Below are 16,631 nucleotides of genomic sequence, written 5' to 3'. Positions count from 1 at the left end.
CCCCTGCGGGGTTTTGTCTTTGTGCTGTCGGGAATAAGTGCCCAGCTGCATGCCCGGCGGGTGTCGAGCGGTGTCTATGCGCTGCTAACCTCAAAACACCCTTCGATATCTCTAATTAAGAAACCCCTCGCGGCTGGCGCCGCGAGGGGTTTTGTTTTGTTGGTGCGAGGGACGGACTGCGCTGCATTGGATACTCCACGTGGCTGCTTTAGAGAGGGCCACGGGATCCGCCAACATAATCCTGGCGGTCGATGCCGTGGCGTTGGAGTTTGTCGTAGAACGTCTTGCGCGGAATGCCTAGCGCGTCGAGAGTGGCCTTGATGTCGCCGCGGTGGGCGGTGAGGGCGTCGCGGATGATTTGCGCTTCGATCTGCTCCATGCGTTCTGGGAGGCTGAGCGCGCGGCCTTGCGGTTGGACAGGCTCAGGTGCGGAGCTATTAAGGACTCCAAGCACGAAACGTTCTGCGAAGTGCGCGAGTTCACGAACGTTGCCGGGCCAGTCGTGCGTCATCAGGTGTTGGCGGATTGAGGCGGGCATGTCGGGGATGTCGCGCTGGAATCGGCGTGAGGCGTGGCCGAGGTAGTGGGCGAAGAGTAGCGGGATGTCTTCACGGCGTTCCCGCAAGGGAGGGAGGCGGATCGTGACGACGTTGAGGCGGTAGAACAGATCTTCGCGGAACTTGGCGCGTATGGCGGGACTACCCAGATCTTCTTTTGTGGCGGCGACAACGCGCAGGTCGAGATTGCGGACTTCGTTGCTGCCGAGCGGCGTGATCTGGCGTGATTCGAGGACGCGCAGCAGCTTGACCTGGACGGCGAGCGGCATGCTTTCAATTTCATCGAGAAACAGGGTGCCGCCGCTGGCATGTTCGATGCGGCCGATGCGCTTCTTTTGGGCGCCCGTGAAAGCGCCAGGCTCGTGACCGAAGAGTTCGCTTTCGATGACGCTTTCGGGCAAGGCGCCGCAATTGATGGCGACCAGCGCACGATGCCGGCGCCGGCTCAGGCGGTGCAGTGCGGTTGCGACGACTTCCTTGCCGGTGCCCGTTTCACCTTCAACGAGCACATCGACGTCGGCGTCTGCAATGTGGCGCAACGTTTGCTTGATGCGCTGCATGGCGGGCGTGGTGCCGATGAACGGCACTTCGTCGGCTTCGACGGTGAAGGCGGCTTCGCGCAGACGGCGGTTTTCGAGAACGAGGCGGCGCTTTTCGGCGGCGTGACTGATGGCGGCTACCAGGCGATCGGCCGGATAGGGCTTTGCCAGAAAGTCGTACGCACCTTCCCGCATGCATTGAACCGCCGTGGCGATGTCGCCGTGGCCGGTGATCAGGATGACCGGAATGTCAGGGTCGATGGCGCGTAGCCGCTGGAAAAGCTCCAGGCCGTCAATATCAGGCATGCGGATATCCGTGACCACCACGCCGTCGAAATTCCGGTCCAGGGCCGGCAACGCAGCGCGCGCGTTGTCGTGCGCCTCGACCGAGATGCCGTGAAGCTTCAGCGTTTGCTGGGCCGCGCGGCGCAGTTCGTCGTCGTCGTCAATGAAGACGGCGTTAGGCGCGACGGGCCGTTGCATGCGGTCGTCCGTCACGTTGGCGGCCTTTGCTGTACTCCGGGCGTTTGCGGAGTTTGCGGAGTTTGCGGAGTTTGCGGCGGTTGTGGCCTCGGCGCCGGGGGACTGAGGATCAGGGGCGCGCGTCATGGCGAGTGCTCGGTGCGTGGGTTTGATCCGGCGCTTTGCGCAGGGTCAGAATGAATAGGGCGCCGGTCGCGGGCGCATGAGGGGATGGCAAGCTGGCATCGCCTGGGCGGGCGGCGCGTAGTTCGCCGCCGAACTCGGTGACGATGTCGCGGCTGATGACGAGGCCTAGGCCCATGCCGTCCGGCTTCGTCGTGTGAAAGGGGGTGAAGAGGTGGGCGCGGGCTTGGTCGGACAGGCCGGGGCCGTTGTCGTGAACCTGCAGCTGCACGGTGTCGCCGAGGTCTTGCAGGGCGATGATGATTCGCCCGTTCTGGGCGCCTTCCAGCGCCTCGAGCCCGTTCTGCAGCAGATTGACCAAAACCTGCTCCAACCGAACGCGATTGGCCTGGACGTGGCAGTTCTGGTTGCGAGGCGGGCTTTGCAGCGTGACGCCCTGGCGGCGGGCGCGGGGGCCCACGAGGAGGATCGCCCCTTCCAGAGCTTCCATCAGGTCGGTCGGGCCGACTGTTGCACCTGCCTTGCGCGAAAAGGCGCGAAGCTCGCCGGTGATGTGGCCGATTCGGTCGGTCAGTGCGGCAATGGTGCCCAGGTTCTCCTGGACGGCGCTTTCGTCTCGGCGTCGCAGGAATTCGGCCGCGTTGTCGGCGTAGGCGCGGATGGCTGCGACGGGCTGGTTGACCTCGTGCGCGACGCCAGCCGCGATCTGGCCCAGCAATGCCAGCTTGCTGGCTTGGACCAGTTCGTCCTTCATGGTGTGAAGCTGGGATTCGGCGCTTTGGCGTTCGTCCATTTCGTCGACGAGCTTGGCGTTCACGTCGCGCAATTGCGCCGTGCGCTCGTCCACCAGCGCTGCGAGCTGCTGTTGAATCGCGGCCTGTTGCCCCGCGCGCTCAAGGTTGCGATGACGGCGGTACACCACCACGCCGATCAGCGCGGCGAGCACGCTCTGCGTAAGTAAGGCGCCGAGTTGGGCGTTGGCGCTGGCCTGATTCATGGCAGCCTGCACCGGCGACAACTGGTGCAGCGTCCAGCCGGGCGATTCGATGACCGGCAGAGTGGTGTGCAGCAATGGGGCGCCGGCGGCGGCGCGGGGCAGCGCGTCGTCGGTGCGGATGAGTTGGCCGTTGCTGGCCGGTTGCAGGGGCGGTGTGACGGGAAGCGGTTGGAATTTTGCGTCGCCAAATTGCAGGCTGGTGCGTAGCGTCTCTGCCAGCGCGGGCGACAGCGGCGCCAGCACCCTGAAGCGCCAGTCTGGAATATTGCCCAGCAACACTACGCCATGTTCGTCGGTCACGAAGATGACGGCGTTGGCCTGGCGCCAATCGGCCTCCAGGTCCCGGAAGTCGACCTTCAAGACCACCACGCCCAGCATTGCGCCCTGCGCGTCGTCCACACGCCGCGACAGGTACAGGCCCGCTTCGTGGCTGACCGTGCCCAGTGCGAAATGTTCGGCCGAGCCGTGCAGGACCGAGCCCTGGAAGTAGGGGCGAAATTCGTAGTCGACGCCGACGAACGTGGCCGGTTCGCGCCAATTGCTGGCGGCGATCGCCAGGCCTTTTTTGTCGAGCACGTAGATGGCGGAGGCGCCGACGCCGCGGCTGAGCGCTTCGAGCTTTTCGTCCAACGCCTCGATCTGCCTTGAACTGGCCCCTTGAAGCGCCGCGCGCAGGTCGACGTCCTGCGTCAGCACAAAGGGCAGCGCCCGGAATTTGTCGAGGTTGTTGCGCAGCAGGGCGGCGTTGATCTGGCCGGTGCTGCGTGCCTGGAGCGCGGCCTCGCGCAGCGCCCCGTCGCGCGCCCACTGTGTGGCCGCGTGCAGCGTGATCGCGACAATGCCGACGGCCAACAGCGTCAGGGCCACGCGCCACGGCCAGGACCAGGCGCGGGCAGAGGCGGGCGGGGGAAGGGGTGAGGAAGAAGAGCCGTTCATGGTGTGCGGTTTTCCGCACATTTTAGCGGGTTTCTGTGTGGAGTTTCGCCTCCATATGCGGGCGATCCGGGCTCCCGGAATCATGAAAGGCCAACGTTATCAAGGACTTGGGTGAAAAGGCCGTTGTCCGATCTTCCTGGCATGGGTATTGCATATATAGCGGCAAGCCGCGCGGCACACCCCCGCGGTGAAATCGGCCGGCGGCAGGATCGCATGGCCATAAAACAGATAACGCCCCGACGTCGCACGCGCCACGCTGCGCGGAGCAAGGGGCCCTGGTGGGGACAATCCCAATGATCGAAGTGGATCAAAGCGCGCCCGCGCGCAAGCTCAAGTTCTATCAAATCCTGTACGTGCAGGTGATCTTCGCCATCGTGGTGGGCATCTTGCTTGGCGCATTCAAGCCGGAACTCGGCCAGCAGATGCAACCGCTGGGCGACGCCTTCATCAAGCTGGTGAAGATGATCATTGCGCCGGTCATCTTCCTGACCGTGGCAACCGGCATTGCCGCCATGAGCGACCTGAAGAAGGTCGGGCGCGTGGCCGGCAAGGCCATGCTGTATTTCCTGGTGTTCTCGACGTTGGCCTTGGTCGTCGGCATGGTGGTCAGCCATATCGTGCAACCCGGCGCTGGCATGCACATCGACCCGACCACGCTGGATCAGAAGGCCGTGTCCGGATATGTCGCCAAGGCGCATGACTCGACGATCACCGGCTTCCTGATGAACGTCATTCCCACGACCATCTTCAGCCCGTTCGTCGGTGGCGACATCCTGCAGGTGCTGTTCGTGGCGGTGCTGTTCGGCATTTCGCTGGCCATGGTCGGCGAGCGCGGCAAACCGATCCTGAACTTCATGACGGCGCTGGCGCAGCCCATCTTCAAGATGGTGGCGATCCTGATGAAGGCCGCGCCCATCGGCGCCTTTGGCGCGATGGCGTTCACCATCGGGAAATACGGCATCAAGTCGGTCGTGAACCTGGCGATGCTGGTGGGCACGTTCTACGCGACGTCTGTCCTGTTCGTGGTGGTCGTGCTGGGTCTGGTTGCCCGCTACAACGGCTTCTCGATCTTCAAGCTGGTCCGCTACATCCGCGAAGAACTGCTGCTGGTCCTGGGCACGAGCTCGTCGGAAGCCGCTCTGCCGACGTTGATGCAGAAGATGGAACGCGCCGGCTGCTCGAAGTCGGTGGTCGGTCTGGTGGTGCCTACCGGGTATTCGTTCAACCTGGACGGCACCAACATCTACATGACGATGGCCGCGCTGTTCATTGCGCAGGCCTGCGACATTCCGCTGTCGCTGGGGGATCAGATCCTGCTGCTGCTCGTGGCGATGCTGAGCTCGAAGGGCGCGGCCGGCGTGACCGGCGCGGGTTTCATCACGCTGGCGGCCACGCTGTCGGTGGTGCCCTCGGTGCCGGTCGCCGGCATGGCGCTGATCCTGGGTGTGGATCGCTTCATGTCGGAATGCCGCGCCCTGACCAACCTGGTCGGCAACGCGACCGCCACCGTGGTCGTCGCCCGCTGGGAAGGCGAGCTCGATCAGGAGCAACTGCATGCCACGCTGGACAGCGCAGGCACGCCCGCGGCGTCGCAGGCGCAATCGCAGCCGCAAGTCGCCATCGGCGAACCTGCCCGCCAGAGCTGAACCTCTGCGCCGCGCGCGCCCGGCGGCGAATGAAACATGGCCCGCGCGAAATCGCGCGCGGGTAAAAAAATCCCCCGAAAGCCTTGCGGCGCGGGGGATTTTTTTGCGGGCCGGATTGGTGTCAGGGCACCTGGATGCCGGCCTCGCGGAGCAGGTTGGCGGTTTCGAAGAGCGGCAGGCCCATCACGCCGGTGTAGCTGCCGGCGATGTGCGAGACGAATGTGCCCGCCAAACCCTGAATGCCATACGCGCCCGCCTTGCCGAAGGGTTCGTCGCTGTCGCAATAGCGGCCGATTTCGTCTTCTTGCAAGGCGCGCATATGGACTTCGGTGATGGAGACGGCTTCCAGCAGCCGGTCGCCGCTGCAGACCGCAACGGCGGTATGGACTGCGTGTGTCTTGCCCGATAGCGCTTGCAGGATACGGATGGCGTCGTCGCGGTCCGCCGGCTTGCCCAGGACCTCGCCCGCCAGGATGACGGTGGTGTCGGCTGCGAGCAGGGGCAGGATGGGCATGTCGTGCGCGCGCATCCAGTCGCGGCCGCGCAGGGCCTTGTCCCGGGCGGTGCGCTGCACGTAGTCGGCGGCGCTTTCGCCCGGGTGCTGCGGTTCGTCCTCGCCGGGCGGGGCCGGAACGAGCAGGACCTGGTGCGCCAGGCCGATCTGATTCAGCAGCTCGCGGCGGCGCGGGCTGGCCGAGGCGAGATACAGGCGCGGGGAGGAACAGGAGGGATTGGCGGTGACGGTCATGCGCAGCAGGGCAGGCGCCGCCTGGCGGCGGTCATGCCCGATGGTAGGGGTGGTTGGTCATGATGGCCCAGGCGCGGTAGAGCTGTTCGGCCAGGACCACGCGCACCATGGGGTGGGGCAGCGTGAGTGACGACAGGCGCAACTGGCCGCTGGCGGACGCCTTGAGGGCGGGATCCAGGCCGTCGGGGCCGCCGACAAGGAACGCGACATCCTGCCCGCCCGCGCGCCACTGTTCGAGTTTTTGCGACAGCGCCATCGTGGTGAGGTCGCGGCCGCGTTCGTCCAGGGCCAGGCGCAGCGCATTGGCGGGCAGGGCCGCCTCAATGCGCTTGGCCTCGGCCGCCATCATCTGGGCCGGGGTCTTGCCTGTGGTGCGGGGCTCGGGCTTGATCTCGCGCAGTTCAAGCGCGCAGTCGGCCGGCAGGCGCTTGGCGTAGTCGTCCCAGGCGGTCTGCACCCAGTCCGGCATCCGCGTGCCCACCGCGACGACGATCAGCTTCACGGCGTGATCAGTCTTCGGTGTCGTCGTAACCGCTGCCGCTGTCGCTGGGGACAGGCGCGACGCGGGTCGATTCGGGCAGGAGCTTCACGCGCACCGGCTTGCCGCCCCAGATTTCTTCGAGGTTGTAATACTGGCGAATGGCCGGCTGCATGATGTGCACGACGACGTCGCCGAGGTCGACGACGACCCATTCACCGGTGTCCTCGCCTTCGATGGTGATGCCGGTTAGCGACATGGCACGGCCACGATCGGCAACGCTGGACGCCAGCGCGCGGGTCTGCCGGTTGGAGGTGGCGCTTGCAATCACGACGCGATCGAACAGGCTGGTCAGATGCGTGGTGCTGAAGACCTTGATGTCTTGCGCCTTGACGTCTTCGAGGGCGTCGATGACGGCGCGTTGGAGTTTCTGTATATCCATAGGTGCAAATATAACCCGCTCGAGGGCAGCGACGGCTGACCGGCGGCGCCGGGCGGGAAGGGTTTATCGGTAGAGTTTGTGCGCCGCAATATAGGCGGCGACGGACGCGTCGAGCAGTCCGTCGGTGGATTCGCCCTGCGCCAGGCGCTGGCGGATTTCGGAAGCCGACACCGGCATGGGTGGAAAAGGCAGTTCTTGCAGCATGCGGCCCTGTTCCTCTAGCCATTGCGCCAGTTCCGGCGGTGCGCTGAGGGGCGTGCCGGGGCGGGTGGCCACGGCCAGGTCGACCAGGCTGGAAATGTCGCGCCAGTTGCGCCAGGTGCAGAAGTTGGCGAGCTGGTCGGCCCCCAGCAGCCATGCATAGCGCGCGTCCTGCGGCAGGGCGCGCAGCGTGTCGATGGTGTAGGTGGCGCCGCCCCGCTCGATTTCAATGGGGTTGACCGCCAGTCCCGGATGGCCGGCGATGGCCAGTTCAAGCATCGCAAGGCGATGTTCGGCGGTGGCGTTCAGCGCAGCGCGCTGCCAGGGGTTGGCGGCGGGGATGAGCTGCACCTGGTCTAACCCCAGCGATTGCAGGGCATTCTGCGCCAGCGCGATGTGGGCGACGTGAACGGGGTCGAAGCTGCCGCCGAAGAGGCCGATGCGTTTCAAACCCAGTCCCGCGGTTTGAGGTAGGCGGCCAGTTCGGCCTCGGGGGTGCCAGCTTCAGGCTGCCAGTCGTAGCGCCATTGCGCGAGCGGCGGCATGGACAGCAGGATCGATTCGGTGCGGCCCCCGGATTGCAGGCCGAAGAGCGTGCCGCGGTCGAAGACCAGGTTGAATTCGACGTAGCGGCCGCGGCGGTAGGCCTGGAAATCGCGCTCGCGTTCGGTGTAGGCGATGCCGCGGCGCTTGTCGACGATGGGCAGGTAGCTGTCCAGGAATGCGTCGCCGACTGAACGGGTCAGGGCAAAGGACGCGTCGAAGCCGGGGGCGTTCAGGTCGTCGAAGAAGACGCCGCCGATGCCGCGGGTTTCGTCGCGATGCTTGAGGAAGAAGTATTCGTCGCACCAGCGCTTGTAGCGCGGATAGTAATCGGGCCCATGGACCGCCAGCGCGTCCCGGCACACCGTGTGGAAGTGGCGGGCGTCTTCTTCAAAGGGGTAGTACGGGGTGAGGTCGATGCCGCCGCCGAACCAGAAGACGTCGGCCTCGTCATGGCCGGGCCGCGCGGCCGCGACGAACATGCGCACGTTCATGTGCGTGGTGGGCACGTACGGATTGCGCGGGTGCAGCACCATGGACACGCCCATGGCTTCCCAGGAGCGGCCCGCAAGTTCCGGGCGGTGCGCACTGGCCGACGGCGGCAGCTTGGAACCCTTGACATGGCTGAACAGCACGCCGGCGCGTTCGAAGAGCTGGCCGCCTTCGAGCAGACGCGACAGACCGCCGCCGCCCTCGGGCCGCACCCATTCGTCGGCGCGGAAGGGGCCGCCTTCGGCGGCTTCCAGCGCGCCCACGATGCGGGCCTGCAAGCCGGTGAGGTAGTCCCGGACAGCGGAGACGGGCAGAGCGGTCATGGGCGGTTCCGGTTACGCGTTGGACTTGGGCTTTTGCTGCGACGGCTTGAGCGCGCGCCAGCCGATGTCGGAGCGGTACTGGCGGCCATCGAAGTGAATGCGGTCAATGGCTTCGTAGACACGGTCGCGCGCCATCTTGACGGAATCGCCAAGGGCGGTGACGCACAGTACGCGGCCGCCAGTGGTCTTGACTTCTTCGCCATCGAGCTGGGTGGCGGCGTGAAAGACCATGCAGTCTTCGGCATCGGCGGGCAGGCCGCGGATGACGTCGCCGGTGCGCGGTGTGTTGGGGTAGTTGTGAGCGGCCAGCACTGCGCCCAGGGCGGTGCGGCGGTCCCAGACGATGTCAGCCTGGTCGAGCGTGCCTTCGACGGCGTGCTCGAGGGCATCCAGCAGGTCGCTCTTGACGCGCATCATGATGGGCTGGGTTTCGGGGTCGCCCATGCGGCAGTTGAATTCCAGCGTCTTGATTTCGCGGTCGGGGTCATCGCCCGGGGCGATCATCAGGCCGGCGTACAGGAAACCCGTGTACGGAATGCCGTCGCGCGTCATGCCCTGCACGGTGGGCAGGATGATTTCGCGCATGATGCGGTGATGCAGTTCGGGCGTGACGATGGGCGCGGGCGAGTAGGCGCCCATGCCGCCCGTGTTGGGACCGCGATCGCCGTCCTGCAGGCGCTTGTGGTCCTGGCTGGTGGCCAGGGCGAGCACGTTGCGGCCGTCGCACATGACGATGAAGCTGGCTTCTTCGCCGATCAGGCATTCTTCGATGACGACGCGCGCGCCGGCTTCGCCCATGGAGCCGTCGCCCAGCATGGCGTCGACGGCGGCGTGCGCTTCTTCGAGGGTGGCGGCGACGACCACGCCCTTGCCTGCGGCCAGACCGTCAGCCTTGATGACGATGGGCGCGCCTTCCTGGTCAATATAGGCATGAGCCTTGGCGGGGTCGGTGAAGGTTTCGTAGCGCGCGGTCGGGATGTTGTGCCGGACCATGAAGGCCTTGGCGTAATCCTTGGAGCTTTCAAGCTGCGCGGCGGCCTTGGTGGGCCCGAAGATCTTCAGGCCACGGGCGCGGAAGACGTCGACAACACCGGCGGCCAGGGGCGCCTCGGGGCCGACGACTGTCAGGGCGATGCCCTCGCGCTGGACGAAATCGGCCAGTTCCTCGGCATTGGTGAGCGGGATGTTCTCCATCTGCTCGGCCCGTTGCGTGCCGCCGTTGCCCGGAGCGACATACACCTTGTGCACGCGCGGGGAGCGGGCCAGCCGCCAGGCGAGGGCATGTTCGCGGCCGCCCGAGCCAATTACCAGGAGTTTCATGTTGCGTGAGTCTGAAGAGGCGCGCAGGCAGACGGAACCGCAGGCGCGCCAGGAAAGGGAGAGTTACTGCGCTTCGTCGAAAATGACGGTCGTATAGACTTCCTGCACGTCGTCCAGGCCTTCCAGGGCGTCGAGCAGTTTCTGCATCTTGGCGGCGTCGTCGCCGGCGAGTTCGGTTTCGTTCAGGGCCTTCATGACGATGCCGTCGACTTCGGCCTTCAGGCCGGCCTCGTCGAAGGCCTTGCGCACGGCAGCGTAATCGGACGGGGCGCAGACGACTTCGATCACGCCTTCTTCGTCGGTGGTGACGTCTTCGGCGCCGGCCTCGAGGGCGGCTTCCATGACCTTGTCTTCAGGGGTGCCCGGGGCGAACACGAATTGGCCGCAGTGCTTGAACATGAAGGCGACCGAGCCTTCCTGGCCGAGGTTGCCGCCGTTCTTGGAGAAGGCGTGGCGGACTTCGGCGACGGTGCGCGTGCGGTTGTCGGTCATGCAGTCGACGATGACCGCCGCGCCGCCAATGCCGTAGCCCTCGTAGCGGACTTCTTCGTAGGCTTCGCCGTCGGCGCCGCCCGCGCCGCGCTGGATGGCGCGCTGGATGTTGTCCTTGGGCATGTTGGCGTCGGTGGCCTTGTCCCAGGCCATGCGCAAACGGGGATTGCTGTCCGGGTCGGGGCCGCCGGCGCGCGCCGCCACGGTGATTTCACGAATGATCTTGGTCCAGAGCTTTCCGCGCTTGGCGTCTTGGCGCCCTTTGCGGTGCTGAATATTGGCCCATTTGCTGTGTCCGGCCATGGCTTCCCAGGGTAATGTGTCTGCAAAGACGGCATTTTACCGTGCCGGCGGCCCTCCCGTCCGGCAAGAGGGACGCTTGTGTCCATATAGCCACGCGCACAAGGCGGGCGGCAGGCTCTACACTTGGGCATCCATCTGATCCCTGGTCCGGAGCCGCCCATGCCCAACCCCCTTGTCATCGCCAAGAACGCGCAGACCGAGTTGGCGCTGCTGCCGGCCCTGGCCAATCGCCACGGGTGCATCACGGGGGCCACCGGCACAGGTAAAACCGTCACCCTGCAGGTCCTGGCCGAGTCTTTTTCCCGGATCGGCACGCCCGTGTTCATGGCGGACGTCAAGGGCGACCTGACCGGCATTTCGCAGGCGGGCGTGGCCAGCCCCAAGCTGCAGGAACGCCTGAAGAACCTCGGGCTGCCGGAGCCCGCCTGGGGCGCCAGCCCGGTCGCCCTGTGGGACGTCTTTGGCGAGCAGGGGCTGCCTGTGCGGGCCACCATTACCAATATGGGGCCGCTGCTGCTGTCGCGCATTCTTGAACTGAACGACACGCAGGAAGGCGTCCTGACCCTGGTTTTCAAGGTGGCGGACGACGAGGGACAGCTGCTGCTGGACTTGAAGGATTTGCGGGCGATGCTGCAGGACGTCGCTGACCGCGCCGGCGAACTGAAGACGCGCTACGGCAATGTTTCCTCGGCCAGCGTCGGCGCGATCCAGCGCGGTCTGCTCGCGCTGGAATCGCAAGGCGCGGAACGGTTTTTCGGCGAGCCGATGCTGGACGTTGCCGACCTGATGCGCACCGACGCGCAGGGCCGCGGCATCGTCAACGTGCTGGCGGCCGACAAGCTGATGCAGGCGCCGCGCCTGTACGCCATTTTCCTGCTGTGGCTGCTGGCCGACCTGTACGAAAAGTTGCCCGAGGTGGGTGACATGGACCTGCCCAAGCTGGTCTTCTTCTTCGATGAGGCCCACCTGCTGTTCAATGACGCCCCGCAGGCGCTCCTGACCAAGATCGAGCAGGTCGTGCGCCTGGTCCGCTCCAAGGGCGTGGGCGTTTATTTCGTGACGCAGAATCCCCTGGATATCCCCGACACCGTGCTGGGCCAGTTGGGCAACCGCGTCCAGCATGCGCTGCGGGCGTTCACGCCGCGCGACCAGAAAGCCGTCAAGACTGCGGCGCAGACCATGCGGCCCAATCCCGGCCTGGACATCGAGGCCGCGATCACCGAGCTGGGCGTGGGCGAGGCGCTGGTGTCGCTCCTGGATGCCAAGGGCCGGCCGATGCCGACCGAGCGCGCCTACATCGTGCCGCCGGGCAGCCGTATCGGGCCGGCGACGGACGCCGAACGGCAGGCGCTGCGCCAGGGCAATCCCCTGGGGCCCAAATATGAAAAGGCGGTCGACCGGGAGTCCGCCTACGAAATCCTGGCGGGCCGCGCGGCGGCGCCGGCAGAATCTCCGGTCGCCAAGAATGTTCCGGACCGGGCCGGGCAGCCGTCCGCCAAGACGTCCCAGCCGCCTGCCGACGAGAGCGGCGGTCTGATGGACAGCTTGAAGGACGTGCTGTTCGGGTCGACCGGACCGCGCGGCGGCAAACGCGACGGCGTGGTGCAGACCATTGCAAAAAGCTCGGCTCGCTCCATCGCGCGGGAGCTCACGCGAGGGATCCTCGGGTCGTTGCTGGGATCGAAGGGCCGGCGCTAAGCCTCATCGGCGCAACGTGGCGTATCGGTTAGTCCGACCGTCCGTTTCGTAAAGTGGGGTATTGTGTGGCCGGCATTTATGCCTGACATTGCGGGCGGTGTATCAATGAAAACCAAAGGAAGACGTGGTGGCTAAGAAACACAAGATTGCGGTGCTCCCAGGAGACGGGATCGGCAAGGAAGTCGTGCCGGAAGGGTTGAAGGTGCTGGATGCCGTGGCGACGCGGTTCGGAATCGAGTTCCAATGGGACCATTTCGACTGGAGCTGCGACTACTACGCCAAGCACGGCAAGATGATGCCGGACGACTGGAAGGACCAGATCGGCCAGCACGAGGCCATTTTCTTCGGTTCGATCGGCTGGCCCGCCACCGTGCCCGACCACGAGGCCTTGTGGGGCTCGCTGTTCAAGTTCCGCCGTGAATTCGATCAGTACATCAATCTGCGCCCGGTGCGTCTGATGCCTGGCGTGCCGTCGCCGCTGGCCGACCGCAAGCCCGGCGAGATCGATTTCTTCATCGTGCGTGAAAATACCGAAGGCGAATACTCCAACAGCGGTGGCCGCCTGTTCGAGGGCACCGACCGCGAAGTGGTCATCCAGGAAAGTGTTTTTACGCGCATCGGCGCCGAGCGCGTGCTGAAGTTTGCATTTGAACTGGCACAAAAGCGCGGCAAGCACCTGACCGCCGCCACCAAGTCCAATGGCATTTCGATTTCGATGCCGTGGTGGGATGAGCGCGTGGCCGAGATGGCCGGGAACTATCCCGACGTGCGCTGGGACAAATATCACATCGACATCCTGTGCGCACACTTCGTGCAACATCCGGACTGGTTCGATGTCGTGGTGGCCTCCAACCTGTTCGGCGACATCCTGTCCGACCTGGGACCGGCCTGCACGGGCACCATCGGTATCGCGCCGTCCGCCAATCTCAACCCGGAACGCAAGTTTCCGTCGCTCTTTGAACCGGTGCATGGCTCGGCGCCGGACATTTATGGCAAGGGCATCGCCAACCCCATCGGTCAGATCTGGAGCGGGGCATTGATGCTGGATTTCTTGGGGTATCCCGACGCGTCGGCCGCCGTGGTCAAGGCAATCGAGACCGTTCTGGCCGAAGGTCCGCGGACGCGGGATATGAAAGGCAACGCTTCAACGGCCGAAGTCGGCGACGCGATCGCTGCGCTGGTCCGAGCCGGCTGATTGCATTGGCGGCAGGCCCGTCCGATTAATTGATGAACGACTCGATTATTTCTCCCCCCTCCGATCACGTGGGCGGCGGGCGGGCCGACCGCTTCGTGCGCAAGCTTTTTCGCATGCTGCGCTCGCGCACGCAGCGGCACAATCAGCACCTGTGGCCGTTCGTCCGTATCTGGCGCGACAAGGAAGGCGCGATCAGCGGGTATCGCGCCTTCGGTCGTTCGCTGCCCGTCACGCCGCTATCCCAAGGCTACGACCCCGCCGACAAGGTGGTGCATCTGATCCTGAGCGGCCCGTCGATCGCCGAGATTCCCTACGACCGGATGGATATCGGCGTGGCGATGGGCGTCAACGGCGCCATCGCGCTGTCGCGCAAGTTTGGTCTGCAGTTCAAGTATTACTGCATCATCGACCAGAACTTCGTGCGCGACCGCATCGACCTGGTGCGAGAGATCGTGGCAAGCGACCTGACCTTATATGTGTTTCCGGAGGTGCTGCGCTACATCATGCAGGGCATCGCCCAGGAACACATCCGCTGTCGCATCTGCATCATCGAACTGATATCCAAACGCGCGTACCAGCGTAGCGCCGCGCCGGCAGTGCTCAAGCGCATTGCGGCGGCCTCGGCTGACGTCGAACTGCTGGACGCCAAGCAGGGGCTGGGCTACAGCTTCGATGCCTCGCTGGGGGTGTTCGATGCCGATACCGTGGCGTATGCGGCCCTTCAGGTCCTGATGTCCGGCGGGGTGCGCGAGGTCTACGTGCACGGGCTGGACCTGACCGTGCAGGGCGGATTGCGATTCTACGACGAGGGCGGCAAGCCGCAGACCAGCCGTCTAACACGCAACTTTCCGCGCTACATCGAGCCGTCTTTCCGCTTTGCATCGCCGCTGTGGCGCGCGCGTGGGGTGTCCGTGTTCAACCTGTCGCCGGTCAGCGCGTTGTCGGCCGACATCATCGAACGCAAGGACTGGCGCACGCTGCTCAAGGACTGATCCGGCTGTGCGGACGCCGCTCGGCCAACCAGAGCATCAGCAAAAAAACAAGGCGCCGCGAGGCGCCTTGTGCTTTTGCCGATGCCGATCGTATCAGTGCGCGCCGGCAGCCGCTTCCGCCGCACCGCCGCCGCCCGACTTGGACGCGCGCGGCCGCGCGAACCAGACCAGGCCCGTCAGCAGCAGGAAGATGATGGCGGACGCGTAGAACACGTCCGTCGCCGACATCGTGAAGGCCTGCGCATTGATCAGCCCGTCCACCATGGTGAGCGCCTGCTGGTGCGAGACGCCCAGCCCGTTTTGCAAGCTGTTCATGGTCTGGTCGAACGCCTGCTGGCCGGGCCGGGCGATCTCGGTCAGCTGCGCGTGATGCAGCGTTGCGCGGTTTTCCCAGAGCGTCGTCGAAATCGACGTGCCGAACGCGCCCGCCGTCAGCCGCAGGAAGTTCGACAGGCCAGATGCCGCCGGGATGCGCCAAGGCTCCATGCTGGATAGCGTGATCGACGTGAGCGGCACGAAGAACGCCGCCATCGCCGCGCCCTGGATGATGGTCGGGATCATCAGCGTGCGCACGTCCGTCTGGGTGTTGAAGCCCGCACGCATGAAGCAGACCAGCGCAAAGATCAGGAAGGCGACCGTGACGATCTGCCTGGGATCGCGCGTCGCCAGCATCTTGCCCACGATGGGCGTGAGCAGGATCGCCAGCAGTCCGACCGGCGCGGTCACGAGGCCCGCGTAGGTCGCCGTGTAGCCCATGTTGCTTTGCAGCCAGAGCGGCAGCAGCACGACGTTGCCGAAGAAAACGCCATAGGCCACCGCCAGCGTCAGCGCGCCCACCGTGAAGTTGCGGACCTTGAAAAGCCGCAGGTCCACAACGGGGTGCGCATCGGTCAACTCCCAGATCAGGAAGAACACGAAGGCCACGAACGCAATCGCCGCCAGCGCGATGATGGTGGGGCTGGCAAACCAGTCCAGCTCCTTGCCCTTGTCCAGCATGATCTGCAGCGCGCCCACCCAGACCACGAGCAGGACAAGGCCGAGCTTGTCGATCGGGAGCTTGCGCGTGACGGATTCGCGGTTGCCGTAGATGCGCCAACTGATCCAGGCGGCCAGAAGGCCCACCGGCACGTTGATGTAGAAGATCCAGGGCCAGGTGTAGTTGTCGGAAATCCAGCCGCCGAGCAGCGGGCCGGCCACCGGCGCCACCAGTGTTGTCATGGACCAGACCGCCAGCGCCATGCCTGCCTTGGACTTCGGAAAGCTGGCCAGCATCAGCGTCTGCGACAGGGGGATCATCGGGCCGGCCACCGCGCCTTGCAGCACCCGGAAGGCGATCAGCGCCTCGAGCGAGGGCGAAAAGCCGCACAGCCAGGACGCCAGCACGAAGAGCAGCGTGGAGATCAGGAACAGGCGCACCTGTCCGAAGCGCTGCGTCAGCCAGCCGGTCAGCGGCACGGTGATGGCGTTGGCCACCGCGAACGACGTAATGACCCACGTGCCCTGGCTGGTGCTCACGCCCAGGTCGCCGGAGATGGTGGGGATGGACACGTTCGCGATGGATGTGTCCAGCACGTTCATGAAGACCGCGGTCGACAGGGCAATGGACCCGATGATGCGGGTCGCGCCCTCCAAGGGCGGATGGGTGCCCGGCGGGCGGGCGGCTTCTTGGGGCGCGCCGGCGCCCGCGGGCTGGGCGGCCGTGCTCATGATGCGACGTTGGCGGCGATGATCTTCGCGATCATTGCGTCGACTTCATTGTGGGCGGGCTCGAAGGCGCGGGTCGACCAGGCCGGTTCCTTGCGCGCCACCTGCGTGAGCGGGGCGCCATCGTCCTTGCCGACGTCGACTTCCACGTCCATCGACAGGCCCACGCGCAGCGGATGCTGCTTGAGGTCTTTGGGGTCCAGCGTGATGCGCACGGGGACGCGCTGCACCACCTTGATCNNCCAGTTGCCGGTGGCGTTCTGGGCGGGAAGCAGGGCGAAGGCGGCGCCCGTGCCGGCATCCAGCCCAGCGACGGTGCCGTGGTAGGTGACCGAGCTGCCGTACAGATCGGCCACCATCTTGACCGGTTGGCCGATGCGCATCTTGCGCAACTGACCTTCCTTGAAGTTGGCCTCGAC

The 16,631-nt window shown here is 65.5% G+C and carries 15 protein-coding genes; 4 read left to right on the top strand and 11 right to left on the bottom strand.

What is annotated here, in order from left to right; translation table 11 throughout:
* Window positions 1–208 precede the first annotated feature (208 nt).
* Window positions 209–1,579, bottom strand: coding sequence for a sigma-54-dependent transcriptional regulator (locus tag B3446_RS09255; protein ID WP_291380272.1), 1,371 nt, complete (start codon window positions 1,577–1,579; stop codon window positions 209–211).
* A 109-nt stretch (window positions 1,580–1,688) separates the two neighbouring features.
* Window positions 1,689–3,635 carry a sensor histidine kinase gene (locus B3446_RS09250; protein ID WP_291380268.1) on the bottom strand — a complete coding sequence of 649 codons (1,947 nt, stop codon included), beginning with the start codon at window positions 3,633–3,635 and terminating at the stop codon, window positions 1,689–1,691.
* 293 nt (window positions 3,636–3,928) lie between these two features.
* Between B3446_RS09250 and B3446_RS09245 the strand changes: the two genes are divergently transcribed.
* Window positions 3,929–5,281 (top strand): dicarboxylate/amino acid:cation symporter, encoded by a 1,353-nt coding sequence (locus tag B3446_RS09245; protein WP_291380266.1) that lies wholly within the window; start codon window positions 3,929–3,931, stop codon window positions 5,279–5,281.
* 121 nt (window positions 5,282–5,402) lie between these two features.
* On the opposite strand, the gene B3446_RS09240 is transcribed toward B3446_RS09245, so the two are convergent.
* The 7 genes from B3446_RS09240 to B3446_RS09210 all read right to left on the bottom strand — a co-directional run bounded on the left by B3446_RS09240 (window position 5,403) and on the right by B3446_RS09210 (window position 10,623).
* Window positions 5,403–6,029, bottom strand: a complete 627-nt coding sequence (locus B3446_RS09240) for a Maf family protein (protein ID WP_409558284.1) — start codon at window positions 6,027–6,029, stop codon at window positions 5,403–5,405.
* Window positions 6,030–6,060: 31 nt separating this feature from the next.
* Entirely contained in the window at window positions 6,061–6,531 is a 471-nt protein-coding gene (gene rlmH / locus B3446_RS09235) for a 23S rRNA (pseudouridine(1915)-N(3))-methyltransferase RlmH (protein WP_056315576.1), read from the bottom strand.
* Window positions 6,532–6,538: 7 nt separating this feature from the next.
* The gene (gene rsfS / locus B3446_RS09230; RefSeq protein WP_191577071.1) at window positions 6,539–6,949 is read right to left on the bottom strand and encodes a ribosome silencing factor; all 411 of its coding nucleotides are present in this window, start codon (window positions 6,947–6,949) and stop codon (window positions 6,539–6,541) included.
* A gap of 63 nt (window positions 6,950–7,012) precedes the next feature.
* Window positions 7,013–7,600, bottom strand: a complete 588-nt coding sequence (gene nadD / locus B3446_RS09225; protein ID WP_291380260.1) for a nicotinate (nicotinamide) nucleotide adenylyltransferase — start codon at window positions 7,598–7,600, stop codon at window positions 7,013–7,015.
* The gene (hemF, locus tag B3446_RS09220) at window positions 7,597–8,508 is read right to left on the bottom strand and encodes an oxygen-dependent coproporphyrinogen oxidase (RefSeq protein ID WP_286935903.1); all 912 of its coding nucleotides are present in this window, start codon (window positions 8,506–8,508) and stop codon (window positions 7,597–7,599) included. The genes nadD and hemF overlap by 4 nt, the downstream gene beginning before the upstream one ends.
* A 12-nt stretch (window positions 8,509–8,520) precedes the next feature.
* Window positions 8,521–9,828, bottom strand: a complete 1,308-nt coding sequence (purD, locus tag B3446_RS09215; RefSeq protein ID WP_175125079.1) for a phosphoribosylamine--glycine ligase — start codon at window positions 9,826–9,828, stop codon at window positions 8,521–8,523.
* Between the two features lie 63 nt (window positions 9,829–9,891).
* Window positions 9,892–10,623: a YebC/PmpR family DNA-binding transcriptional regulator gene (locus B3446_RS09210; protein ID WP_291380256.1), complete on the bottom strand. Its 732-nt coding sequence runs from the start codon at window positions 10,621–10,623 to the stop codon at window positions 9,892–9,894.
* Between the two features lie 159 nt (window positions 10,624–10,782).
* On the opposite strand from B3446_RS09210, the gene B3446_RS09205 reads away from it, so the two are divergent.
* From B3446_RS09205 to B3446_RS09195, 3 genes are all read left to right on the top strand, one after another.
* Window positions 10,783–12,321: a helicase HerA-like C-terminal domain-containing protein gene (locus B3446_RS09205; RefSeq protein ID WP_291380254.1), complete on the top strand. Its 1,539-nt coding sequence runs from the start codon at window positions 10,783–10,785 to the stop codon at window positions 12,319–12,321.
* Window positions 12,322–12,448: 127 nt separating this feature from the next.
* Window positions 12,449–13,516: a tartrate dehydrogenase gene (locus tag B3446_RS09200; protein ID WP_191577066.1), complete on the top strand. Its 1,068-nt coding sequence runs from the start codon at window positions 12,449–12,451 to the stop codon at window positions 13,514–13,516.
* A 32-nt stretch (window positions 13,517–13,548) separates the two neighbouring features.
* The gene (locus B3446_RS09195; RefSeq protein ID WP_191577065.1) at window positions 13,549–14,508 is read left to right on the top strand and encodes a hypothetical protein; all 960 of its coding nucleotides are present in this window, start codon (window positions 13,549–13,551) and stop codon (window positions 14,506–14,508) included.
* Between the two features lie 93 nt (window positions 14,509–14,601).
* On the opposite strand, the gene B3446_RS09190 is transcribed toward B3446_RS09195, so the two are convergent.
* Both B3446_RS09190 and B3446_RS09185 read right to left on the bottom strand, forming a co-directional pair.
* Window positions 14,602–16,215, bottom strand: coding sequence for a DHA2 family efflux MFS transporter permease subunit (locus B3446_RS09190; RefSeq protein ID WP_224776795.1), 1,614 nt, complete (start codon window positions 16,213–16,215; stop codon window positions 14,602–14,604).
* Window positions 16,212–16,631, bottom strand: a 420-nt coding sequence (locus B3446_RS09185; RefSeq protein WP_291380250.1) for an HlyD family secretion protein, incomplete at its 5' end; no start/stop codon positions are given. The genes B3446_RS09190 and B3446_RS09185, both read right to left, overlap by 4 nt.

Origin of the sequence: Achromobacter sp. UBA5777 (assembly GCF_002418565.1) — a bacterium.
Lineage (GTDB): Bacteria > Pseudomonadota > Gammaproteobacteria > Burkholderiales > Burkholderiaceae_B > Achromobacter > Achromobacter animicus.
Note: the sequence above shows the minus strand (reverse complement) of the source record. Positions and strands in the feature narration are given on the sequence as shown.

Excerpts from the sequence above, each read along its gene's own strand:
- B3446_RS09255 (WP_291380272.1), bottom strand. The coding sequence starts at position 1,579 with ATGCAACGGCCCGTCGCGCCTAACGCCGTCTTCATTGACGACGACGAC.
- B3446_RS09250 (WP_291380268.1), bottom strand. The coding sequence starts at position 3,635 with ATGAACGGCTCTTCTTCCTCACCCCTTCCCCCGCCCGCCTCTGCCCGC.
- B3446_RS09245 (WP_291380266.1), top strand. The coding sequence starts at position 3,929 with ATGATCGAAGTGGATCAAAGCGCGCCCGCGCGCAAGCTCAAGTTCTAT.
- B3446_RS09240 (WP_409558284.1), bottom strand. The coding sequence starts at position 6,029 with ATGACCGTCACCGCCAATCCCTCCTGTTCCTCCCCGCGCCTGTATCTC.
- rsfS (WP_191577071.1), bottom strand. The coding sequence starts at position 6,949 with ATGGATATACAGAAACTCCAACGCGCCGTCATCGACGCCCTCGAAGAC.
- hemF (WP_286935903.1), bottom strand. The coding sequence starts at position 8,508 with ATGACCGCTCTGCCCGTCTCCGCTGTCCGGGACTACCTCACCGGCTTG.
- purD (WP_175125079.1), bottom strand. The coding sequence starts at position 9,828 with ATGAAACTCCTGGTAATTGGCTCGGGCGGCCGCGAACATGCCCTCGCC.
- B3446_RS09210 (WP_291380256.1), bottom strand. The coding sequence starts at position 10,623 with ATGGCCGGACACAGCAAATGGGCCAATATTCAGCACCGCAAAGGGCGC.
- B3446_RS09205 (WP_291380254.1), top strand. The coding sequence starts at position 10,783 with ATGCCCAACCCCCTTGTCATCGCCAAGAACGCGCAGACCGAGTTGGCG.
- B3446_RS09195 (WP_191577065.1), top strand. The coding sequence starts at position 13,549 with ATGAACGACTCGATTATTTCTCCCCCCTCCGATCACGTGGGCGGCGGG.
- B3446_RS09190 (WP_224776795.1), bottom strand. The coding sequence starts at position 16,215 with ATGAGCACGGCCGCCCAGCCCGCGGGCGCCGGCGCGCCCCAAGAAGCC.